Source organism: Kocuria sp. KH4 (assembly GCF_053711175.1).
The window spans coordinates 109,743-131,345 of record NZ_JBSJYX010000001.1 but is presented as its reverse complement, the minus strand read 5'-3'; the positions used below and the strand labels follow the sequence as shown (position 1 = coordinate 131,345).

The following is a 21,603-nucleotide window of genomic DNA, read 5'->3' as shown; positions in this document are numbered from 1 at the left end:
TTCCGCATGGACCCCACCCAGCAACAGGCACCGCGCCGCCGGTCCGGGGCGCGCTGGGCGGCCGCGGCCGGCGGCCTCGGCGCCGCGGCGCTCCTGTCCACGGTGCTGCTGACGGACCCGCTGGGCGCGACCCCGCCGCAGCCCGTCCCGCCGGCGCCCGCCGCGTCCGCGACCGCCGCACCCGCCCCGACGGCTCCGAGCGCCCCGGCCGCCGAGGCCGCGCGAGAGCCCGACGCCTCCCGCCCGCAGGCCGCTGCGCCCGTCCGGATGCGGGTCGACGACGCCCAGCTCGACGTGGCGGTGCTGCCCCTGGCCCCCAGCGAGCAGGAGCTGGCCACCGAGATGCTCGTCCCCCCGGACACCCTGGACGGCTACTGGCTCACCCCGTACGGCCGGCCGGGGGAGGGCTCGGAGAACACCACGTACATCACGGGCCACAGCTGGGAGGGGCGTGACGCCCCGTTCAACCGGCTGAGCGACCCGGGGCTCGTCGGCAGCCGGATCGAGCTGGAGACCGAGACCGGGACCCTCGAGTACCAGGTGGACTCCGTGGTGACCCACGACAAGAACACCCTCAAGGACAGCGACATCTGGCGGATCGTGCCGGACCGGCTGGTCGTCGTCAGCTGCTACACCGAGGACCTGTGGGGCAAGAACGTCGTGCTCACGGCCTCGCCGGTGCCCCCCGGTCAGGCCTGAGGGCCGCCGGGGCGCTCAGCCCAGCGCGGCCCGCACCCGGGGCACCACCTCGGTGCCGAGCAGCGTGATCGCCTCGAGCGCCAGGTGGTGGGGGACCCCGCCGGCGTCCATCCGCAGCAGCAGCCGCCCGTGGCCCAGCGCCTCCCGCTGGGCCAGGATCTTCGCGACGACCTCGTCCACGTCCCCCACCACGAGGGAGCCCGCGGGGGCGCACTGCCGGTCGTACTCCTCGCGGGTCCACCGGGGATCGCGGGCCAGGACAGGGCCGTGGCTGCGGGCCCCCGCCGCGAAGTAGGGATAGCTGAGCTCCCGCGCCCGCTCGGGGGTGCGGGCGACGAAGCCGGGCACGTTGAGGCTCACCGGGGTGTCCGGGTCCCGCCCGGACCCGTCGAGGGCCCGGCGGTAGGCCGCCACGGCCGGACGGGCCTCGGCGAGGGGTCCGTGCGTGCGCAGCAGCGCGAGAGGCAGGCCCAGCTCCCCGGCGCGGACCACCGAGCGCAGGGTGCCGGAGGAGCCCAGCCACACCGGCAGCCGCGCCTGCAGGGGCCGCGGCTGGAGGTCGAGCTCCGCCTCGCGGCCGACGAGCCGGCCGTCGAAGGTCGAGGGGCTGGTCTCCAGCAGCTCCAGCAGCTGCCGCAGCTTCTGCTCGAACAGCGCGTCCTGGTCCCGGTCCTCCAGCCCCAGGGCGCGCAGCACCCGCGCGGACGCGCCGCGGCCCACCACCAGCTCGGCGCGCCCGCCCGAGATGTTGTCCAGCATCGCGATCTGCTCGTAGAGCTGCACGGGGTTCCCGGCGGTGAGCACGGACACGGCGGTGGTGAGGCGCAACCGGGTGGTGCGCCCGGCGATCGCGGACAGCAGCACCACCGGTGAGGCGGCCACCACGTCCGTGCCGTGGTTCTCCCCGACGCCCATCACCGCCAGGCCGGCGCGCTCGGCGGCCTCGGCCTGCTCGATCATGTCCCCCAGCCGCTGCCGGGTGCCGGGCCGGGCGCCGGTGACGGGGTCCTGGGCCACCTCCCCGAGGGAGAAGATGCCGATCTCGAATGCCATGGTGCGCCTCCGCCCGCCTCGGTCGTGCCCCTCGGTGGTCGTGCCTCGCAGTGGTCGTGCCTCGCAGTGGTCGTGCCCCTCAGTGTAGGAGCAGCGCCGGCCCCTCTTGAGCCACGAGTGAAATCCGGCGCCCCCGGCCGGCCCGGCCCCTACGCTGGGTCCCATGGCTACCGTTGACATCACCCAGGACACCCTGGGCCAGACCATCGCCGAGAACGACATCGTCCTGCTCGACTGGTGGGCCGAGTGGTGCGGGCCGTGCAAGCAGTTCGCGCCCACCTACGAGGCCGCCTCCGAGAAGCACGAGGACATCGTCTTCGGGAAGGTCGACACCGAGGACCAGCAGATGCTCGCCGCCTCGGCGCAGATCTCCTCGATCCCCACGCTCATGGCCTTCCGCGAGGGCATCCTCGTGTTCTCCCAGCCCGGCGCGCTGCCGTCCTCCGCCCTCGACCAGGTGATCGACGCCGTCAAGGGCCTCGACATGGACGAGGTCCGCGCGGAGGTCGCCAAGCACGCCCAGGACGCGCCCGGGGCCTGAGCGCCGGTCCGCCCGCACGACGCCGGGCCCCGCCTCCTCGGAGGCGGGGCCCGGCGTCGTCGGGACACGGGCCCCGGTCAGGCGGCCCCGGTGACGCCGAACAACGAGCCGAGCGCGAAGGTGGCCACCAGGGCCAGCCCGCCGCCGGCCAGCACGCGCACCACCGCGCGGCCGCGGTGGGGGGTGCCGCCGAGCCGGGCGCCCAGCCAACCGGTGACGGCCAGGGCGGCGAGCACGGCGACGAAGGCGACCGGGATCCGCCAGGCCGGCGGCGGCAGCAGGATCGCCAGCATGGGCAGCAGCGCCCCGACGAGGAAGGACAGCGCCGAGGCGACCGCCGCGCCCCACGGGCTGACGACGTCCTCCTGGTCGATGTTGAGCTCCGCGTCCAGGTGCGCGGCCAGGGCGTCGTGCGCGGTGAGCTCGCGCGCCACCTGCCCGGCGGTGCCGGCGGACAGGCCCTTGGCCCGGTAGATCTCGGCGAGCTCGCGCAGCTCGGCCTCGGGCATGTCGATCAGCTCCTGCTTCTCCTTCTCGACGAGGGCCCGGTGGGAGTCCGCCTGGCTGGACACGGACACGTACTCGCCCTGGGCCATGGACAGGGCCCCGCCGACCAGGGCGGCGCCCCCGGCCAGGGCGATCGCGCTGGTGCTCGTCGTGGCGCCGGCCACGCCCACCACCACCGCGGCCACCGAGACGATGCCGTCGTTGGCGCCCAGGACCCCGGCGCGCAGCTTGTTCATCCGCTCGGTGTAGCCCGCACCGTGGGGTTCCTCGATCACGTGGTCGGTCGTCATGGCTCCATTGAACGCGCGGCGGCGCCGTCCCGCCAGGAAGGACAGGAAGTCCTCACCGCACGTCACCGGTGCCGGTGGTCCTCCGGGTGCAGCCGCGGGGCGAAGGAGGGCTTGCGGAAGCCCGAGGCCCGCAGCAGGCGCACGACCCGTTGCCGATCGCCCCGCCACGGCTCGAGCAGCTCGAGCATCCGCCGGTCGTCGCCGGGCCGGCGGTCGAAGAACCAGCACACGGTGTCCGCGAGGTGGAAGTCGAAGACGCTGACCGAGTCCGGGTCCCCGTGCGTGCACTGGAGGATCTCCGCGGCCGTCCACGGGCCCAGGCCCGGGATCGAGCGCAGGGCCCGGTGCAGACCGGCGTCCAGCGGACCCCCGCCCAGGCGCTCCAGGGCGGAGGCCCGCTCGGCCACGCGCCGGACCGTGGCCGCCCGTGCGCCGTCGACCCCGGCCCGGTGCCACTCCCACGAGGGCACCGCGCGCCACGCCTCGGCCGTCGGGGGGATCCGCATCCCCTCCGGGGCCGGCCCCGGTGCGGGCTCACCGTGACGGCGGACGAGCCGGCGGTGCGCGGCCACGGCCTCGCGCACGGTGACGCGCTGCTCCAGCACCGACAGCACCGCCCGGTCCAGCAGCCGCCCGGTCGAGGGCAGCCGCAGGCCCGGGTGGTGGTGCCGCGCCGCGGCCAGCCGGTGCGGCAGCGCGCGGAAGGCGTCCGAGGCCTCGAACTCCGCCCACGAGTCCTCCGCCCCGGCCCACCGGGGGGCCTCCGCGAGGAACGCCTGCGCCCCGGGGCCCCAGGCGCGCACCAGCACCGGCCGCTGCAGCGGCCGGCCCGCCCCGGTCCGGGAGAACCGGGCCGTCACCGGTCCCGCCGCCGTGCGGGCGACCACCCACACGCAGTCGGGCGCCGTCACCCGGACCAGCGGGTCCCCGGACCCGCGGGAGAGCACCCCGAGGGTCTGCCCCAGGTGCAGGGCACCCGCAGGGTCCCACACCCGCTCGGCGTCCGCGGGCCGGGCCGGCCGGGGGCCGGCGGACGGGGGAGCGGGGGCGGTCATGAGACCATGATGGCAGTCCTGTCCGACGGCGCCGCGCCGGTCCGGGAGGCCCGCCCAGCCACCGAGGAGGCCATGCCCGCCACCGCCCTCCGGCGCCCCGCCGCCCCGGCCCCGCCGCCCGGTCCCCTCACCGGGCGGGCGCGGCTGGTGCCCCTGGGCGTGGGGGCGCTCGTGCTGGTCCTGTACGTGTGGTGGTCCCTGCTGCAGTGGCACCGCTGGGAGGTCCCGTCCTGGGACCTGGGGATCTTCACCCAGCTGGCCAAGTCCTACGCGGGCGGGCACGGGCCGGTCGTGCACCTGAAGGGGCACGGCGCCAACCTGCTGGGCGACCACTTCCACCCGATCCTCGTCCTGCTGGGCCCGCTCTACGCCGTCTTCCCCTCCGCGCTGACGCTGGTGGTGCTCCAGGACGTGCTCGTGGCCGTCTCCGCGGCGGCGCTGACCGGCTTCGCCGTCCGGGGTCTCGGCCCGGCGCCGGGTGCGGCGCTCGGGCTGGCCTACGGGCTCAGCTTCGGGCTGCAGGCCGCCGTGGCGGTGCAGTTCCACGAGGTCGCCTTCGCCCTCCCGCTGCTGGTGCTCGCCCTGGGATGCCTGGTGGAGCGGCGCTGGACGCCGGCCGCGCTGTGGGCCGCGCCCCTCGTCCTCGTCAAGGAGGACCTCGGCGTGACCGTGGCGGTGCTCGGCCTCGTGCTCGCCCGGCGGGCCCACCGGGAGGGGGACGGGGGCCGCGGCCCGGTACTGCTCGGTCTCGGCCTCGCCGGGTGGGGGCTCTGCTGGTCCGTCCTGGCCGTCGCCGTGGTGCTGCCCGCGCTCAGCCCGGACGGCCGCTTCGCCTACGCCGACCGGCTCGACCTCGCGGCCGCGGCGGCCGACCCCCTGGGGGCGCTGGTCTCCCTCGTGCTGCCGTGGCAGAAGGCGCTGACCTGGCTGACGCTGCTGGCCACCGGGGTGGTGCTCGTGCTGCGCTCCTCCCTGGCGCTGGTGGCCCTGCCCACGCTGGCCTGGCGGATGCTCTCCCCGAACCACGGCTACTGGGGCACGGGGTGGCACTACAGCGCGGTGCTGATGCCCGTCGTCCTGCTCGCCCTGCTCGACGCCGTGCTGCGCCTGCGGCACGGGCGGCTGCACCGGCTCGCCCGCGCGGCCCCGGCCCTGGCCCTGGCGGTGGCGCTGCTGCTGCTCCCGGGCCGGCCGCTGGCCGACCTCGCCGACCCGGCCGCGTACCGGCCGGACCCCCGCGCGCCCGCCAAGGAGGCGGTCCTCGCCGCCGTCCCCCGGGGGGCGAGCGTGGCCACGGACCTGACGCTGATCCACCACCTCGTCCCCGGCGCCGAGGTGCACTGGCTGGGCTCCGCGGGGGACCCCGCCCCGGAGTACGTGGTGGTCGACCGGCTGGGCGCCACGTGGGGCGGGAACCCGCCCGGGGACGTCGCCTCCTACGCCGGGCAGCGCTACGGGGCCGAGTACACGGTGGTGCGTGACCAGGACCACCTCGTGCTCGTGCGGCGCCGGGGCTGAACAAGCCGCCCCGTGCGATAGAGTGGTGGGACCGAATCCGGTCACTCCCTCACTTTCTCGTGCAACGCGATGCCGTGCCGCGCATCGTGTTCGGCCGCGGCCCGTCCGCGCCGTGTCCGACGCTCCCGCCCCGCGCGGGGCTCCAAGTGGTTGGCAGGGACGTCCGGACACCACGACCGTGGCCGACGCCCCTGGGAACGCTCCCGGGCCGCCACCCGCACAGAACGAGGCACCGCTCCATGACCACCGACACCTCCACCGCGCCCGGCTCCGCCGAGGAGCACACCACCACCTTCGCCGAGCTGGGCGTCGACCCCCGGGTGCTCGCGACCCTCGACGAGGTCGGCTACGAGAACCCCACCCCCATCCAGGCCGCGACCATCCCGGCGCTGCTGGCGGGCAAGGACGTCGTGGGCCTCGCCCAGACCGGCACCGGCAAGACCGCGGCCTTCGCGGTGCCCGCCCTCTCCCGGCTCGCCGAGCTCTCCGACGTCAACGGCGTCTCCCGCGACACCCAGGTGCTGGTGCTCGCCCCGACCCGCGAGCTCGCCCTGCAGGTCGGCGAGGCCTTCTCCTCCTACGCCGGCCACCTCGAGGACTTCACCGTCCTGCCGGTCTACGGCGGCTCCCCCTACGGCCCGCAGCTGGCCGGGCTGCGCCGCGGCGCCCAGGTGGTCGTCGGCACGCCCGGGCGCGTGATCGACCACCTCAAGAAGGGCTCCCTGGACCTGTCCCACCTGCAGTACGTGGTCCTCGACGAGGCCGACGAGATGCTGCGGATGGGCTTCGCCGAGGACGTCGAGGAGATCCTCGCCCAGACGCCGGTGGAGAAGCAGGTCGCGCTGTTCTCCGCCACCATGCCCCCGGCCATCCGCAAGATCGCCAAGCAGTACCTGCGCGACCCGCAGGAGATCGCGGTCAAGGGCAAGACCACCACGGGCACCAACACCCGGCAGCGCTACCTGCAGGTCATGGGCTCGCACAAGATGGAGGCCATGACCCGCATCCTCGAGGTCGGGGACTACGACGGCGTCATCGTCTTCGTGCGCACCAAGGCCGCCACCGAGGAGGTCGCCGACCGGCTCAAGGCCCGCGGCTACGCCGCGGCCGCCATCAACGGCGACATCCCGCAGAACATGCGCGAGCGCACCGTGGAGGCCCTGCGCGAGGGCAAGGTCGACATCCTCGTGGCCACGGACGTCGCCGCCCGCGGCCTCGACGTCGAGCGCATCTCCCTCGTGGTCAACTACGACATCCCCCACGACACCGAGTCCTACGTGCACCGGATCGGGCGCACCGGCCGCGCCGGGCGCTCCGGCGAGGCGATCCTGTTCATGACCCCGCGCGAGAAGTACCTGCTGCGGGCCATCGAGAAGGCCACCCGCCAGCCGGTGGAGCTCATGCGCATGCCCTCCACCGAGGACGTCAACCGGACCCGCAAGGACAAGTTCGCCCAGCAGATCACGGACACCCGGGAGTCCGAGGACCTCGCCCAGTTCCGCGAGCTCGTCGAGCAGTACCAGGCCGAGCACGACGTCGACGCCGTGGAGATCGCCGCCGCGATCGCCGTGATGGCCCAGGACGGGCGGCCCTTCTTCGTGGAGGAGCTGCCCGAGCCGCCGCAGCGCAGCCGGGACCGCGAGCGCCCGGGCCGGGACGGGGACGACCGGCCGCGGCGCGAGCCGCGCGCCGAGAAGGGCATGGCCACGTACCGGATGGCCGTGGGCCACCGCCACCGCGTGTCCCCGGGCTCCGTGGTGGGCGCCCTCACCAACGAGGGCGGCCTGAGCGGCGAGCAGATCGGGGCGATCGACATCCGCTCCACGCACACCCTCGTGGGCCTGCCCGAGAACCTGCCCGCCTCCACCCTGGACCGGCTTTCCCGCACCCGCATCAACGGCGAGCTCATCCAGCTCGAGGCCGACCGCGGTCCGGGCGCCGGCGGCCGGGCCCGGCCGCGCAGCACCTCCTCCTCCCCGGACCGCCCCCGCCGCGGAGGGCCCCGGGGCGGGGAGTCCCGCGGCGGCTACCAGGGCCGCAAGCCCGGGTACGCGGCCGGGGAGCGCGACGGCGACCGGCCGCACCGCAAGCCGCGCCACAAGAACTACTGAGCCCGGAGCGGGGCTTTCGAGGGGGATGGGCCGCACGGCTCATCCCCCTCTCATGTGCCGCCGATAGTCTGGGCTCATGTCGGCGGGCCCGCGGTGGGAGAGGCTGCGGGCGGAGCTGAAGTCCGTCCGCAGCAGGGTGCTCGCCACCACCCTGGTGTTCCTGGCGGTCGCGCTGCTCACGGTGGGCGGGCTGACCCACTACCTGCGCCTGGTCGACCTCGACGAGTCCGCGCGCCAGGACATCGTCCAGGAGGCGGGGGAGCTGCAGCGGCTGGCCCAGCGGGGCCCGCTGGGCCCCGACGCCTCGCCCTCCGAGGACCTGGACACCCCCGCCGACGAGCCGTTCACCGACCTGTCCCAGCTCTTCTACACCTTCATGACCACCACGGTCCCCGGCGAGCACGAGAGCATCCTCGCCCTGGTCGGGGGCGAGCCCGCGTTCCAGCACGCCGACCGGTCCCGGTTCCAGCTCGACGACCCCGCCACGCTGGCCGCGGTCCGGGACCGGGCGCGGCCGGGGCAGACCGTGGTCTTCGAGCACGACCAGGACGGGCGGGCGCTGCGCCTCGGTGTCATCTCCGTGGTCCTGGACGAGGACCCCCGGCAGGGCTACCTGGTGGTCGGCTTCGACATGAGCGCCCAGCGCGGGATCGTCCTGGACTCGCTGTGGCGCTATCTGGGCATCAGCACCCTCACGATGGTCGTGGCCGGGCTCGCCGCCTACGTGCTCGTCGGCCGGGTCACCGCCCCGATCACCCGCCTGCGCCGGGCCACCGAGCAGATCAGCCCGGACGACCTCGGCCGGCGCGTGCCCGTGGCCCAGGACGACTCCGACGTGGGCCAGCTCGCCTCGAACTTCAACGCGATGCTGAGCCGGATCGAGACGGCCTTCGTCCAGCAGCGCCAGTTCCTCGACGACGCCGCCCACGAGCTGCGCACCCCCCTGACGATCCTGCACGGCAACCTCGAGCTGATGGACGAGCGGGACCCGGAGGACGTCGAGGAGGTCCGGGCGATGCTCCTCGACGAGATCGAGCGGATGAACCGGCTCGTGGAGGACCTGCTGCTGCTCGCGAAGTCCCAGCGCCCCGACTTCGTCCGCCCCGGCACCGTCGAGGTGTCCCCGTGGCTCGACGACACCATGGACCGACTGCGGGCGCTGGGGGACCGGCGCTGGGAGCTCGAGGCCCGGGCGGAGGGGCGGGTCCTGGCCGATGCGCAGCGGCTCACCCAGGCCGTCCTGCAGCTCGCGGCCAACGCGGTGAAGTTCTCCGCCCCCGGGGACCTCGTGGCGCTGGGCGCCGCGTGGGCCACCGAACCGGCGGCGCCCGGCACGGACGTGCCCGTGCGCCGGCTCGAGGTGTGGGTCCGGGACACGGGCGTGGGCGTGGCGCCGGAGGACCAGCAGCGGATCTTCGAGCGCTTCGCCCGGGCCGAGACCGGGCGCACCGTGGAGGGCTCCGGGCTCGGGCTCGCCATCGTGGCCGCCATCGCCCACGGCCACGGCGGGTCCGTGGGACTGCGCTCGAGCCCCGGGAACGGATCCACGTTCACCCTCCGCCTGCCCGGCCCCCCGCCCGTCCTCGCGGCCGCCTCCGGCACCGCCGGGCAGGACCCCGCCTGGCACGACCCCACCGGGCAGGACCCCACCGGGCACGACCCCGCCGGGCCCGCGCCGGCGGCGCCGGGCCCCCACGCCACCACCGCATCCCCCGGGAAGTAGAGGAACCCCATGGCCAGCATCCTCATCGCCGAGGACGAGGAGCGCATCGCGCGCTTCATCCAGAAGGGCCTTCGCGCCGCGGGCTACACGACCACGGTGGTCGAGGACGGCGCGAGCGCCCTCGACTACGCCAGCACCGGGGAGTTCGACCTGCTCGTCCTCGACGTGGGCCTGCCCGGCATGGACGGCTTCCAGGTGCTCTCGACGCTGCGCTCCCTCGGCTTCTCGATCCCGGTGGTCATGTGCACCGCCCGCGACTCCGTCGAGGACACCGTCGCCGGGCTGGAGCAGGGCGCCGACGACTACCTCGCCAAGCCGTTCCGCTTCCAGGAGCTGCTGGCCCGCGTGCGGGCCCGGCTCCGGGACCGGGCGGCCGGGGACCAGGGCGCCGACGAGCTGCGCTACGGCGGGCTCGCCCTCGACACCGGGACCCGGTGCGCGGTGCTCGAGGGCCGGCAGATCGAGCTCTCGGCCCGGGAGTTCGCGATGGCCCGGGCCTTCCTCGAGAGCCCCGGCCAGGTGCTCACCCGAGACCAGCTGCTCAACAAGGTCTGGGGCTACGACTTCGACGGCTCGTCCAACGTGGTGGACGTCTACGTCCGCTACCTGCGCAACAAGCTCGGCGCGGAGCGCATCGTCACCGTCCGCGGCGCGGGGTACCGGCTCGCCAAGCTGTGAGGGGAGCGGGCCCGGTACGGCGCAGATGAGAACCTTTTCATCGACGGCTCATGTTCTCATCATGTCCCTCCCGCACAGTGGGCGGCAGCCGCACCGGCGCCGGAACCGCCGGCGCCACCCCCGAGGAGGACACGATGAGCGACGACGAGCTGCGGGTGGTGCTGTACTCGCACGACTCCCAGGGCCTGGGCCACACCCGCCGGAACCTGGCGCTCGCCCGGTCCCTCGCCCAGCACCTGCCGGCGCTGACCGGGCGCCCCGTGACGGGCATGCTGCTGACCGGCATCGACGCCGCCACCTCCTACGGGCGCCCCGACGGCTTCGACTGGGTGGTGCTGCCCGGCATCCGCAAGGGCGACCGCGGCTACACCCCCCGCAACCTCTCCGTGGACATGGCCCACCTGACCGCCCTGCGCTCGGGCATGGTGGACGCCGCCCTCACGGGCTTCCGCCCGCACCTCGTCGTCGTCGACCGCCACGCCTGGGGCGTGGACCGGGAGCTGCTCGCACCGCTGCGGCGGCTGCGGGCGCAGAGCCCGGAGACGGTCGTGGTCCTCGGCCTGCGCGAGGTCCTCGACGAGCCCGCCGCCGCCGCCCGCGAGTGGGCCGCGCTCGGTGACCTGGACGCCGTGCGGGACGTCTACGACCAGATCTGGGTCTACGGCGACCGCGCGGTGCACGACCCGGTCGCCTCCGGCGAGATCCCCGCCGCGCTCGCCGACCTGGTCCGCCACACCGGCTACCTCGCGGCCGGCCGGGCGGCCGGGCCGCGGACGAGCGGCGTGGACCGCCCCTACGTCCTGACCATGGCCGGCGGAGGCTGCGACGGCCACCGCCTGACCCTCGCCGCCGCATGCGCCCCGGTGCCGCACGGCTACCGGCACGTGGTGATCACGGGCCCGCAGATGCCCGCGGAGCAGGCCGAGCAGGTGCGGGCCGCCGCCCGCCCGGGGACCCTCGTCCTGCCCTCCGTCCCGGACGCGCTCGCGGAGGTGGTGGAGGCGAGCGCGGTCGTGTCCATGGGCGGCTACAACTCCGTGGCCGAGATCCTCACCACGAACACCCCCGCGCTGCTGGTGCCGCGCGACCGGCCCCGGCAGGAGCAGCTGATCCGGGCCCGCGCCCTCCAGGCGCACGGCGCCGTGGACGTGCTCGGCGCCGACGACCTCACCGGCGCCGCGCTCAGCGGCTGGCTGCACCGGGTGGTCGGCACCGTGCGGCTGCGCCGGCACTTGCAGCTCGACGGGCTGCGCACGGTGCCCGTGCTCGCCGCCCGGCTCCTGCCCGCGGCCCCGCCGCCGGTGCCGGCCGCCGCCGTCCCCGCCCGTGCCGGGGGGCTCCGGTGAGCGGCCACCGGATCGGCTACGTGCTGAAGGTCTACCCCCGCTTCTCGGAGACCTTCGTCGTCACCGAGGTCCTGGCCCGGGAGGCCCAGGGCGAGGACCTGACGATCTTCGCCCTCCGGCACAGCACCGACCCCCGGTTCCACCCCGAGCTGGCCCGCGTGCAGGCGCCGGTGCACCACGTGGACCGCCCCGAGCGGGCCGCCGACGGCTGGGCCGTGCTGGCCCGCGCGGCGCGGACGGTCCCCGGCTTCGGGCCCCGCTTCGCCGCGCTGCTCCCCGAGCTGGCCGGCACGGAGGCCTCGGAGGTCCACCAGGGGGTGGCGCTGGCCGTCCGGGTCGTGGAGCAGGGCATCACCCACCTGCACGCGCACTTCGCGACCCTCGCCGCGCACGTGGCCGAGATCGCCTCCCGGCTCACGGGGGTGCCGTTCTCGGTGACGACCCACGCGAAGGACATCTTCCACGAGTCCGTGGACCCGGCCCGGCTGCGCCGCACCCTCGAGCGGGCGGAGCACGTGGTGACGATCTCCGAGTACAACCGGCGGCACCTGGCCGCCGCGTTCCCCGCGCACGCCCACCGGCTGCGGCTCGTGCGCAACGGCCTGGAGCTCGACCGCTTCCCCTACCGGGACCCGGGGCCGGTGGGCGGGACCCTGCGGGTCGTCGCCGTGGGACGGCTCGTGGAGAAGAAGGGCTTCGACCGCCTCGTGCGGGCGGCCGCCCGGTACCGGGATCTGGGCGGGCGCCCGGCCGTCACCGTGGCCGGCGGGGGCGAGCTGGAGGCCCCGCTGCGCGCCCTGGTCGCGGAGCTCGGGGCCGATGACGTCGTCGAGCTGGTCGGGCCCCGCACCCAGGCCGAGGTCGGGCGGCTGCTGCGCACCGCGGACGTCTTCGCGGCCCCGTGCACGATCGGCGCCGACGGCAACGCCGACGGGCTGCCCACGGTGCTGCTCGAGGCGATGGCCATGGGCGTGCCCGTGATCGCCAGCGACGTCACCGGCATCCCCGAGGTGGTCCGCAACGAGGCCCCGCGCACCGGGATCCTCGTGCCCGCCGACGACGACGACGCGCTCCTCGGGGCGCTCGCCGCGGTCGCCGACCCCGGCTTCGACCGGGTGGGCGCGGCCCGCGCCGCCCGCGCGGTCGTCGCCCGGCACCACGACGCCGCCGGTCAGGCCGCCGCCCTGCGGGCGCTGCTGCCGCCGGACCCGTCCCGCCCGGGCGCCGTCCGGGCCCCCGGCCCGGGACGCACCCACGGACCCGTCCCGGCCACCGAAGGAGCCGACCGCTGATGCGCCTCGCCTACGTCTGCGCCGACCCCGGCGTCCCCGTGTTCGGCACGAAGGGCGCCTCCGTCCACGTGCAGGAGATCCTGCGCGCCTGGCGCGCCCGCGGCGCCGAGGTCCGTCTCTACGCCACCCGCCTCGGGGAGCAGGTGCCCGCCGACCTCGCCGACGTCCCGGTCGTCCACGTCCCGGTGCCGCCGGCCCCCGCCGGGACCGGCCCCGGGCGGGCGCAGCGGGTCGCGGCCCGGGAGCGCGCCCAGGCCGACGCCGCCCGCCGGATCGCCGCGCGGGTCGTCGCCGACGGCGCGGACGCGGTCCACGAGCGGTACTCCCTGTTCTCCACCGCCCTGGCCGAGATCACCGGCGCGCTCGGCGTCCCGGGCGTCCTGGAGGTCAACGCGCCCCTCGTCGACGAGCAGCGGACCCACCGCGACCTCGTGGACGAGGACGCCGCCCGGGCCGCGCTCGCCGCGCAGGTCGCCGCGGCCGAGCGCACGGCCTGCGTCTCCGCGCCGGTGGCCCGCTGGGTGGAGCGCACCGCGGCCGCCGCCGGCGGCACGGCCGGGCGGGTCCTGGTCGCCCCCAACGGCGTGAACGTGGCGCGCATCCTCCCCAGCCGCGACTCGGCCGCCCGCGGACCGGACCCCGAGCCGCCGGTCGTCGTCTTCGTCGGCACGCTCAAGCCGTGGCACGGCGTGGAGCACCTGCTCCGCGCCCGGGCGGGCGCGGCCACCGACTGGCGCCTGCGCGTGGTGGGCAACGGGCCGCAGCGGGCGTCCCTCCAGGAGCTGGCCGCCGCGCTGGGCGTCGAGGCCGAGTTCACCGGCGCCGTGCCCCCGGCCGCGGTGCCCGCGCTGCTGGCCGGCTGCGCCGTGGCCGTGGCGCCCTACCCCGCCACGGCGGACGCCGAGGACCAGTACTTCTCACCGCTGAAGATCCACGAGTACGCCGCCGCCGCCCTCCCGGTCGTCGCGTCCCGCGTGGGGCAGGTGCCGTCCGCCGTCCGGGACGGGGTCACCGGTCTGCTCGTGGCGCCCTCGGACCCCGCCGCGCTGGCCGCGGCCGTCGACGCGCTCGTGGCCGATCCCGACCGGCGGCGGGCGATGGGGCGGGCCGGCCGGCGGGACGCGGTGGCCCGGCGCTCCTGGACCGCGGTGCTCGACGACATCCTCACCGGCACGCGCCTGGCCGGCCCGCCCGCGACCGGCCCGCGTCCCGTCGGCCCGGGCTCCGGCGGAGCGCCGCCGGGCGGGAGCGCCGCCACGCGCCCGGCCACCGCCGGAGCGCCGCGGTGAGCGGGGGCGGGCGGCCGGCCCGCCGGTCCCTCCGGCGCACCCTCGGGCTGCTCGGCCCCCACCTGCGGGAGCACCGGCTGCTCGCCGCCGGCGGGATCGTGGTGCTGCTGGCCGAGGTGGCGCTGCGCGTGCTCGAGCCCTGGCCGCTCAAGATCGTCGTCGACGCGATCTCCCTGTCCCTCGGCGCCGGCGGCGTCGACCCGTGGATCCCGGAGGCCTCCTGGCAGCTGCTCCTGGCCGCCGGGCTGGCCACGGTCGCGGTGGTCGGCTTCCGCGCCCTCGCCAACTACCTCGCCACGGTCGCGTTCGCGCTCGTCGGCTCCCGGGTCTCCACCGCCCTGCGCGCACGGGTCTTCGCGCACGTCCAGGCGCTCTCGGACCGCTACCACTCGGTCTCCCGGGCGGGGGACACGGTCCAGCGCCTCGTCTCCGACATCGGCAAGCTCCAGGAGGTCGCCGTCACCGCGGGCCTGCCGCTGCTGGCCAACGTCATCACCCTCGTGGTCATGTGCACGGTGATGCTCTTCCTCGACTGGCTGCTGGCCCTCGTGGTGGTGGCGGCGATCCTGGCGTTCCTGCTGGTGGGGCGCGGCTCCTCCGCCAGGATCACGGAGGCCTCGCGCCGGACCCGGCAGGGGGAGGGCGCCCTGGCGAACACCGCCCACGAGTCCCTCGGCGCGATCCGCACGGTCCAGGCCTACGGGCTGGAGGAGCACATGGCGGACTCCTTCGGCCGCTCCAACCGGCAGGCCCTCGTCCAGGGCGTGCAGTCCCGCCGGCTGGCCGCCTCGCTCGAGCGGGTCACCGACGTGATCGTGGGCGTGGCCACCGCCGCGGTGCTCTTCGGCGGCGGCCTGCGGGTGCTCGAGGGCGCGATGAGCCTGGGCGACCTGGTCCTGTTCACGACGTACCTGAAGACCTGCATGAAGCCCCTGCGGGACCTGGCCAAGTACACCGGGCGGATCGCCCGCGCCGCGGCGTCGGGGGAGCGGGTGGCCGACCTCCTGGACGAGGCCGTGGACGTGCGGGAGGCCCCGGACGCCCTGGTCCTGCCGCGGGTGCGCGGCGAGATCGCCCTCCGCCGCGTGGACGCGGCCTACGGCGGCCCGCGGGGCCACGGCCGTGCCGTGCTGCGCGACGTCGACCTCGTGATCCCGGCGGGTCAGCACGTGGCCGTGGTGGGCCCGTCCGGCTCCGGGAAGTCCACCCTGGTCTCCCTGCTCGTGCGGATGATGGACCCGGTCGCCGGCGCGGTCACCCTCGACGGCCACGACCTGCGCCGGCTCAGCCTCGGGACCGTGCGCGGCAGCACCGCCCTGCTGCTGCAGGAGCCCGTCCTGTTCCACGGCACCGTCCGGGAGAACATCCGGCTCGGCCGCCCGCAGGCCACCGACGCGGAGGTCGAGGCCGCGGCCTCGGCCGCCCAGGCCCACGGGTTCATCACGGCGTTCCCGCAGGGCTACGACACCCCGGTGGGGGAGCGCGGGGCGACGCTCTCGGGCGGGCAGCGCCAGCGGCTGGCCATCGCGCGGGCCCTGCTGCGGGACGCCCCGGTCGTGGTGCTCGACGAGGCCACCACCGGGCTGGACCCCCGGGCGGCCCGGGACGTGCTGGACGCCGTCGGGCGCCTCGTGCGCGGCCGCACCTCCCTGGCCGTGACCCACGACGCCGCCCTGGCGCTCGCGGCCGACCGGGTGCTGTGGGTCCAGGACGGCCGCATCCTGCTCGACGGCACGCCCGAGGAGCTGCACGCCCGCCCGGACGGTGTGTTCGCCGCGTGGGTCGAGCAGCAGCGGGCGCAGGACCGCCGGGAGGTCCGCTCGTGAGCTCGCACCTGCCCGACTCCTGGGAAAGCCTGCCCGCCCTGGCCGTGCTTCTCGACGCCGGCCGGCTCACCGAGCTCTTCGGCCCCGCGCTGGGCGGACGGCTGCGGACGAGCCGGCTGCGGTACAAACCGGGGGTCTCGGCCGTGGCCCGCGCGGACGTCGGCGCGACCGGCGCGGTGCACTGGGCGGCGACCTTCGCGCCCTCCGCGCCCGGGCGGGACAGGCTGGAGAAGATCCTGGCGCGCACCGGGCCCGGACGGCCCGGGCGCGGCGCGCCCGTGCTGGTCGCGGACCTGCCGGAGCTGCCCGGGCACCGGCTGGCCGTGGGGCGGGTCCACGCGGACCCGGACCTGCGGCGACCGCTCGCCGCGCTCGGGCCGGGGCGGGCCGAGCGGCTCGGGCAGCCGGGGGACTCCGCGCGGCTGCTGCGCTACAACCCCCGCCGCCGCACGGTGCTCACGACCCCCGCGGGACCCGGCCCCCGCCTGGTCACGAAGATCACGGCCGGCCCGTCCGGAGCGGACCCGGCCCTGCTGGCCCGGCTCGCCGCCGCCGGGCTGCCGGTCCTCGCCCCGGTGGCCGTCCCCGGGCTCCCGGTCTCACCGCACGTGCTGCACTACCCCTGGTTCGGGGACGGGGACCTCGCCGCCCACGCCGCCGCCGGCCCGCCCGCACCCGGCGGGCCGGTGCTCGGGGCCGCCGCCGCCGCGGGCGCCGCCCTGGCCGCGCTGCACGTGCGGGGCCCGTCGCTGCTCGGCGCCGCCCGGGTCGGCGCCCCCCTGGACGCCGGCCGGAAGCTGCGCCGCCTGGCCGCCGACCTCTCGGCCCTCGACCCGCGGGCGGCCGCGCGCGGCGCCCGCGTGGGGCAGGCCGTCGCCGCGGCGGTCGCAGCGGGCCCCGGGGCCCCGGTGCGCCTGCTCCACGGGGACTTCTCCGCGGACCAGGTGCTCGTGCACGGCGGCGCGCTCCGCGGGGCGCCGGGGCTGCGGCTCGCCGACCTCGACCGGGTGCGCACCGGTGCGGCGGCGGACGACCTCGGCGGCTTCCTCGCCGTCGAGCTGCTCGAGGCCGGGGCCGTGGAGGCCCCGGCCGGCCCGGGGGAGCTCCCGCTGACCGGCGCCCTGACGGACGGCTACGGGTCCGTGGCGGCGCTCCCGCCGTGGCCCGAGATCCTGGCCTGGGCCGCGTTCCACGTCCTGGCGCGGTCGATGGAGCCCTTCCGCTCCACCGCGCCGGACTGGCGGGAGCGCACCGGTCGGCGGCTCCTGCTGGCGGAGCGGCTGGTGGCGCGGGCCCGGAGGACACCGCCGGCCGTGCCGGGGCGCACCGTCCGCACGCGCCCCGGCGCCGCTCCGGTGCGCGTGCCGGAGACCGTCCCGGACGCCGACGGGCGCCCCCTGTGGGTGCGCCGCGCCTGGCCCACGGACCGCGGCGGGCTCGTGCTGGAGCTCGAGGACGAGCACGGGCGCGTCCGGGCCGGGGCGGCCGGACCCGGGGCGGGGGCCCCGGCGGCCGTCCGGGTCCTGCCCCACGCCGAGGACCCGCGCCTGCCGGGGCTCGCGGCCGCGGCCGCGGCGGGCGGGCGGGTGGTCGTGCACCGGCACGGCCGACGGGCCGTGGTCGCGGCCCCGGACCGCTTCGTGAAGGTCCTCGCCCGGGGACGGGCCGGGCAGGTGGCCGAGCTGTCCGGGCGGCTGCACGGGCTGGGCACCGCGGCGGGCCTCGCCGTGCCCGAGGTCCTGGACCGGACCGGGCACCGGGTCGACTTCTCCGTGCTGCCCGGGCGGAGCCTGCACGAGCTGGGCGCCGCCGGTGCGGCGGACGCGTACCGTGCCGCGTGGGCGCAGTGGGCGCAGCGCTGGCCGGACCTGGCCGCCGCCGGGCCCGGGGCGGGGTCCCTGCCCCGGCACACCGCCGAGGACGAGGCCCGCACCCTGGCCCGGTGGGCGGGCCACCTCGATGCGTTCCCGGGTCTGCTCGAGGCACCACGGGGAGCGGTCGCCGCGCTGGCCCACCGGCTCGGCGAGGAGCTCACCGCCGCGCCCGCGGGCCGGCGCGGCCGGGCCGTGCTGCACCGGGACCTGCACGACAAGCAGCTGCTGTTCGACGGCGCCCGGCTCGGGCTGCTGGACTTCGACACGGCGGCTCTCGGCGAGCCGGAGCTCGACCTCGCCAACCTCTCCGTCCACCTGGAGCTGCGGGCGGCCCAGGGACTGCTCGACGCCCCGCTGCGGGCGGCGGGACAGGAGGCCGTGGCCGTGGTGGCCGGCCGGCTGGGCGCCGAGCCGGGGCGCCTCGCCGTCCACGCCGACGCGACCCGGCTGCGGCTCGCCTGCGTCTACGCGTTCCGCCCGCGGTGGCGGGCCCTGGCGCAGGAGCTGCTCGACGCGCTGCTTTCCTGAGAGGCCTCTCATGTTCTCATGCCCGCCTCAAGCCGTTCCGGGACACTGAGGACCATGAGGATCCTCTGGTCGGCAGTCTCGCTCCTGGCCGTCGCGGCCCTGTCCGTCCTGCTGTGGGGGGTGGCGAGCGGCACGGACCGCGTGGAGGTCGTGCGCGGCGGCGTCTCCGTGAGCGGCACGCCCGGTCCCGCTCCGACGCCCGGCCCGGCACGGACCGCCGAGGCCTCCTCGCCGGCGCCGCCGGCTCCCACCGGCACTCCCGGCGCCTCCGCCGCCCGGGAGGACGCGCCGGAGGCCGGGGCCGGGGAGCCCCCGGCGCCCGCCGTGCCGGTCCCGCCCACCGAGCAGGCGCCGGTCCCGCCCGCCGCGCCCGTCCCCGGTCCTCCGGCCCAGGTGCCCCTGCCAGTCCAGCCCGCTCCGCCCGTCCATCCCGCCCTGCCGGGTGACGGCACGGACGATGGCACGGACGACGACCTGGACGACGACACGGCCGGCGACCTGGACGACGACGGGGGCGACGTCGACGGGGACGACGACTGAGCGGGGCCGGCCGCCACGGCGCCGGCGGCCCCGGACACCGCGTCCGACCTGGGCGGACGGCGCCGTCGGGAGGGCGGGGCCGGGTGCCCCCGACGATTTTTGTTTTGCCGAAACCTGCTGGTAGAGTCTTCGTCGTTGCCCCGATAGCTCAGTGGTAGAGCGCCATCTTGGTAAGATGGAGGTCCCGGGATCGATTCCCGGTCGGGGCTCTCGTGATGAGATCCCGTGGTGCACGGCCACCGTGCCGCGCACCACGGTTTCCCATCGACCTGGCGGTGTAGCTCAGCTGGTTAGAGCGCACGACTCATAATCGTGAGGTCGACGGATCGAGCCCGTCCACCGCTACGGCGAAAAGCCCGTGACCCTTGCCGGTCGCGGGCTTTTGTCGTTCCGCGACCCCGCACCGGACCGGCGGCACGGGCCCGGTGAGCTCCGGGCGGGGAGTCCACCGCCCCGCACCCCGCCGGACGGCGGACCACGGCGCCGTGCGGCCCCGCCGTAGACTGGGCGGGTTCCTGCCGCCCCACCGCGGCGCCGTCCAGCGAGGAGCTGCCATGCCCCTGAACCCCGATCTGGTCGGGCGGACCTATCCGCCGACCGAGACCTACAGCGTCGGCCGGGAGGCGATCCGCGAGTTCGCCCGCGCCGTCCGGGCCGGCCACCCCGCCCACCACGACGTCGAGGCCGCCCGCTCGCTCGGGCACGCCGACCTCGTGGCGCCGCCCACCTTCGCGATCGTCGTGGCCCAGCGGGCCGACGCCGCGCTCATCGCCGACCCCGAGGCCGGCATCGACTTCTCGCGCGTGCTCCACGCCGACCAGCGCTTCACCCACCACCGCCCGATCGTCGCCGGCGACGAGCTCGTGGCCGAGCTGCACGTGGACCAGGTCCGGGTCATGGGCGCGGGCGCCATGGTGACGTCCCGGGCCGAGATCCGCACCGCGGACGGCGAGCAGGTCGCCACGACCGTGTCGTCCCTGCTGGTGCGCGGAGAGGAGCAGGACGCGTGAGCATCGCCTTCGACGACCTCGAGAAGGGCCAGGAGATCGGGCAGCGCCGCATCGAGCTCTCCCGCGCGGACCTGGTCCGCTACGCCGGCGCCTCCGGGGACCTCAACCCCATCCACTGGAACGAGCAGTTCGCCCGGGCCGTGGACCTGCCCGACGTCATCGCGCACGGGATGCTCACCATGGGCGCCGCCGTGCAGCTCGTCACCGACTGGGCCGGGGACCCCGGCGCCGTGGTCGACTACCAGACCCGCTTCACCAAGCCGGTCGTCGTGCCCAACCGCTTCGGGACCACCGTGGAGGCCTCCACGGCGCTCACGGTCAGCGGGAGGATCGGGGCGCTCGACGCCGCGGCCCGCACCGCGCGCGTCGACCTCACCGTCACCGCCCCCGACCTCACCGCCCCGGACGCCGACCCGGCGACCGCCGCGCCGCTCAAGGTGCTGGTCAAGGCCCAGGCCGTGGTGCGGCTGGCATGAGGGCGTGGCGGGACGCGGTCCTCGCCGTCTACCTCGCCTCGGGGCTGGCGCTCTCGGCCTGGCTGACCCGCCTGCCCGCCATCGCCGACGGACTCGGGCTCTCGCCCGCGGGCCTGGGGGCCCTGCTGCTCACGCAGACGGTGGCGGCCTTCGTGTCCGTGTCCCTGTCCGGGGTCACGGTGGCGCGGCTGGGCCCGGCCCGCGCCCTGCGCCTCACCTCCGCCCTGGTGGCGGCCGGGCTCGTGCTCATCGGCGCCGGCGCCTCCGCGCTCGGGTCCCTGCCCGTGACCACGGCCGGGTTCCTGCTCTTCGGCACCGGCCTGGCCACCTGGAACGTGGCCGCCAACGTCGAGGGCGTGGCCTGCGAGAGCGCGCTCGGCCGGACGGTCATGCCGGTCATGCACGCGTTCTTCTCGGTCGGCACCGTGCTCGGTGCGGGGATCGGCGCCGGCGCCGCGGCTGCCGGGGTGCCGGTGGCCTGGCACACGGGGGCCGTGGCCGTGGTCGTCCTGGCCGTGGTCGGCACGGCGGTGCGCTCCTTCCGGGGGGAGGACCCCCGGGCCCGGCCGGAGCCGCGCACCGACACCGGGTCCCTGGACCTCGAGGCCGTCGCCGCGGCGTCCCCGCGCACGCACGGGGTGCGCGGGGCGTGGCGCACCCCGCGCAACCTCGTGGTCGGGCTCTTCGTGCTGGGCGTGGCGCTCGCCGAGGGCGCGGCCGGCGACTGGGTCGCGCTCGCCCTGACCCAGGGCTACGGCACCACCGAGGCGCTCGGCGCCCTGGGCTACGGGATCTTCGTGACGGCGATGACCGCCGGGCGGCTCGCCGGGACCCCGCTGCTCGACCGGTTCGGGCGGGTGACGATCCTCCGGGCAGCGGGCACCCTGGCCGCGGCGGGCCTCGGCGTGTTCGTGCTCTCCCCGTGGCTGTGGCTCGGCCTGGTGGGACTGTTCCTGTGGGGCCTGGGGGTCTCCCTCGGCTTCCCGGTCGGCATGTCCGCCGCCGCGGACGACACGCGGAACGCGGCCGCCAACGTCTCGGTCGTCTCGACCATCGGCTACGGCGCCTTCCTCGGGGGGCCGCCGCTGCTGGGCCTGCTCGGCGACGCGGTCGGGGTGCGCCCGGCGCTGGGGGCCGTGGCCCTGTTCGTCGTCGTGTCCCTTCTCCTGGTCCCCGCCCTGCGCCCGGTGGGCCCCTCCGCGGCGCCGCGGGCGGTCGGCGCAGGCTCCCCCCGGGACGGCCGATAA

Annotated in this window: 18 protein-coding genes and 2 tRNA genes; 17 read left to right on the top strand and 3 right to left on the bottom strand. The window is 76.7% G+C overall.

The genetic code is table 11. The features are described 5' to 3' along the window. Positions 1 to 6: 6 nt before the first annotated feature. Positions 7 to 699, top strand: a complete 693-nt coding sequence (locus ACWCOM_RS00660) for a class F sortase (protein ID WP_454546804.1) — start codon at positions 7 to 9, stop codon at positions 697 to 699. A 15-nt stretch (positions 700 to 714) separates the two neighbouring features. Here the strand turns inward: ACWCOM_RS00660 and ACWCOM_RS00655 are convergent, their stop codons facing one another. Next, positions 715 to 1,752 carry an LLM class flavin-dependent oxidoreductase gene (locus tag ACWCOM_RS00655; RefSeq protein ID WP_454546803.1) on the bottom strand — a complete coding sequence of 346 codons (1,038 nt, stop codon included), beginning with the start codon at positions 1,750 to 1,752 and terminating at the stop codon, positions 715 to 717. 163 nt (positions 1,753 to 1,915) lie between these two features. On the opposite strand from ACWCOM_RS00655, the gene ACWCOM_RS00650 reads away from it, so the two are divergent. After that, complete coding sequence (locus ACWCOM_RS00650) at positions 1,916 to 2,293, top strand: thioredoxin family protein (protein ID WP_454546802.1); 378 nt, start codon at positions 1,916 to 1,918, stop codon at positions 2,291 to 2,293. 77 nt (positions 2,294 to 2,370) lie between these two features. On the opposite strand, the gene ACWCOM_RS00645 is transcribed toward ACWCOM_RS00650, so the two are convergent. Both ACWCOM_RS00645 and ACWCOM_RS00640 read right to left on the bottom strand, forming a co-directional pair. Next, entirely contained in the window at positions 2,371 to 3,090 is a 720-nt protein-coding gene (locus tag ACWCOM_RS00645) for a VIT1/CCC1 transporter family protein (RefSeq protein WP_454546801.1), read from the bottom strand. 62 nt (positions 3,091 to 3,152) lie between these two features. Continuing rightward, positions 3,153 to 4,145, bottom strand: coding sequence for a DNA-3-methyladenine glycosylase family protein (locus ACWCOM_RS00640; protein WP_454546800.1), 993 nt, complete (start codon positions 4,143 to 4,145; stop codon positions 3,153 to 3,155). A gap of 6 nt (positions 4,146 to 4,151) precedes the next feature. Between ACWCOM_RS00640 and ACWCOM_RS00635 the strand changes: the two genes are divergently transcribed. The 15 genes from ACWCOM_RS00635 (at position 4,152) to ACWCOM_RS00565 (ending at position 21,603) form a co-directional block, all read left to right on the top strand. Then, a complete protein-coding gene (locus tag ACWCOM_RS00635) occupies positions 4,152 to 5,663 on the top strand; it encodes a DUF2079 domain-containing protein (RefSeq protein ID WP_454546799.1) in 1,512 nt (503 codons plus the stop codon). 239 nt (positions 5,664 to 5,902) lie between these two features. Continuing rightward, positions 5,903 to 7,774, top strand: coding sequence for a DEAD/DEAH box helicase (locus ACWCOM_RS00630; protein ID WP_454546798.1), 1,872 nt, complete (start codon positions 5,903 to 5,905; stop codon positions 7,772 to 7,774). A 76-nt stretch (positions 7,775 to 7,850) separates the two neighbouring features. Next, positions 7,851 to 9,497 (top strand): sensor histidine kinase, encoded by a 1,647-nt coding sequence (locus tag ACWCOM_RS00625; protein ID WP_454546797.1) that lies wholly within the window; start codon positions 7,851 to 7,853, stop codon positions 9,495 to 9,497. Positions 9,498 to 9,506: 9 nt separating this feature from the next. Beyond that, a complete protein-coding gene (locus ACWCOM_RS00620; RefSeq protein WP_454546796.1) occupies positions 9,507 to 10,175 on the top strand; it encodes a response regulator transcription factor in 669 nt (222 codons plus the stop codon). 134 nt (positions 10,176 to 10,309) lie between these two features. Further along, entirely contained in the window at positions 10,310 to 11,521 is a 1,212-nt protein-coding gene (locus tag ACWCOM_RS00615) for a glycosyltransferase family protein (RefSeq protein ID WP_454546795.1), read from the top strand. Beyond that, positions 11,518 to 12,813: a glycosyltransferase gene (locus tag ACWCOM_RS00610; protein WP_454546794.1), complete on the top strand. Its 1,296-nt coding sequence runs from the start codon at positions 11,518 to 11,520 to the stop codon at positions 12,811 to 12,813. Before ACWCOM_RS00615 ends, ACWCOM_RS00610 begins: the two co-directional genes overlap by 4 nt. Further along, complete coding sequence (locus tag ACWCOM_RS00605) at positions 12,813 to 14,102, top strand: glycosyltransferase family 4 protein (RefSeq protein ID WP_454546793.1); 1,290 nt, start codon at positions 12,813 to 12,815, stop codon at positions 14,100 to 14,102. Before ACWCOM_RS00610 ends, ACWCOM_RS00605 begins: the two co-directional genes overlap by 1 nt. Beyond that, positions 14,099 to 15,928 carry an ABC transporter ATP-binding protein gene (locus tag ACWCOM_RS00600; RefSeq protein ID WP_454546792.1) on the top strand — a complete coding sequence of 610 codons (1,830 nt, stop codon included), beginning with the start codon at positions 14,099 to 14,101 and terminating at the stop codon, positions 15,926 to 15,928. Before ACWCOM_RS00605 ends, ACWCOM_RS00600 begins: the two co-directional genes overlap by 4 nt. Beyond that, positions 15,925 to 18,330, top strand: a complete 2,406-nt coding sequence (locus tag ACWCOM_RS00595) for a hypothetical protein (RefSeq protein ID WP_454546791.1) — start codon at positions 15,925 to 15,927, stop codon at positions 18,328 to 18,330. The genes ACWCOM_RS00600 and ACWCOM_RS00595 overlap by 4 nt, the downstream gene beginning before the upstream one ends. Before the next feature lie 54 nt (positions 18,331 to 18,384). After that, the gene (locus ACWCOM_RS00590; protein WP_454546790.1) at positions 18,385 to 18,870 is read left to right on the top strand and encodes a hypothetical protein; all 486 of its coding nucleotides are present in this window, start codon (positions 18,385 to 18,387) and stop codon (positions 18,868 to 18,870) included. A gap of 137 nt (positions 18,871 to 19,007) precedes the next feature. Beyond that, positions 19,008 to 19,079 (top strand) — tRNA-Thr (locus tag ACWCOM_RS00585). Positions 19,080 to 19,141: 62 nt separating this feature from the next. After that, positions 19,142 to 19,215 (top strand) — tRNA-Met (locus ACWCOM_RS00580). Positions 19,216 to 19,424: 209 nt separating this feature from the next. Further along, complete coding sequence (locus tag ACWCOM_RS00575; RefSeq protein ID WP_454546789.1) at positions 19,425 to 19,880, top strand: FAS1-like dehydratase domain-containing protein; 456 nt, start codon at positions 19,425 to 19,427, stop codon at positions 19,878 to 19,880. Continuing rightward, entirely contained in the window at positions 19,877 to 20,356 is a 480-nt protein-coding gene (locus ACWCOM_RS00570; RefSeq protein ID WP_454546788.1) for a MaoC family dehydratase, read from the top strand. The genes ACWCOM_RS00575 and ACWCOM_RS00570 overlap by 4 nt, the downstream gene beginning before the upstream one ends. Further along, positions 20,353 to 21,603 (top strand): MFS transporter, encoded by a 1,251-nt coding sequence (locus ACWCOM_RS00565; RefSeq protein WP_454546787.1) that lies wholly within the window; start codon positions 20,353 to 20,355, stop codon positions 21,601 to 21,603. The genes ACWCOM_RS00570 and ACWCOM_RS00565 overlap by 4 nt, the downstream gene beginning before the upstream one ends.

Bases quoted from the DNA above. Each gene is read 5' to 3' on its own strand.
- ACWCOM_RS00625 (WP_454546797.1), top strand. From the start codon at position 7,851: ATGTCGGCGGGCCCGCGGTGGGAGAGGCTGCGGGCGGAGCTGAAGTCC.
- ACWCOM_RS00590 (WP_454546790.1), top strand. From the start codon at position 18,385: ATGAGGATCCTCTGGTCGGCAGTCTCGCTCCTGGCCGTCGCGGCCCTG.
- ACWCOM_RS00660 (WP_454546804.1), top strand. From the start codon at position 7: ATGGACCCCACCCAGCAACAGGCACCGCGCCGCCGGTCCGGGGCGCGC.
- ACWCOM_RS00645 (WP_454546801.1), bottom strand. From the start codon at position 3,090: ATGACGACCGACCACGTGATCGAGGAACCCCACGGTGCGGGCTACACC.
- ACWCOM_RS00620 (WP_454546796.1), top strand. From the start codon at position 9,507: ATGGCCAGCATCCTCATCGCCGAGGACGAGGAGCGCATCGCGCGCTTC.
- ACWCOM_RS00630 (WP_454546798.1), top strand. From the start codon at position 5,903: ATGACCACCGACACCTCCACCGCGCCCGGCTCCGCCGAGGAGCACACC.
- ACWCOM_RS00615 (WP_454546795.1), top strand. From the start codon at position 10,310: ATGAGCGACGACGAGCTGCGGGTGGTGCTGTACTCGCACGACTCCCAG.
- ACWCOM_RS00650 (WP_454546802.1), top strand. From the start codon at position 1,916: ATGGCTACCGTTGACATCACCCAGGACACCCTGGGCCAGACCATCGCC.
- ACWCOM_RS00655 (WP_454546803.1), bottom strand. From the start codon at position 1,752: ATGGCATTCGAGATCGGCATCTTCTCCCTCGGGGAGGTGGCCCAGGAC.
- ACWCOM_RS00605 (WP_454546793.1), top strand. From the start codon at position 12,813: ATGCGCCTCGCCTACGTCTGCGCCGACCCCGGCGTCCCCGTGTTCGGC.
- ACWCOM_RS00635 (WP_454546799.1), top strand. From the start codon at position 4,152: ATGATGGCAGTCCTGTCCGACGGCGCCGCGCCGGTCCGGGAGGCCCGC.
- ACWCOM_RS00640 (WP_454546800.1), bottom strand. From the start codon at position 4,145: ATGACCGCCCCCGCTCCCCCGTCCGCCGGCCCCCGGCCGGCCCGGCCC.
- ACWCOM_RS00565 (WP_454546787.1), top strand. From the start codon at position 20,353: ATGAGGGCGTGGCGGGACGCGGTCCTCGCCGTCTACCTCGCCTCGGGG.
- ACWCOM_RS00575 (WP_454546789.1), top strand. From the start codon at position 19,425: ATGCCCCTGAACCCCGATCTGGTCGGGCGGACCTATCCGCCGACCGAG.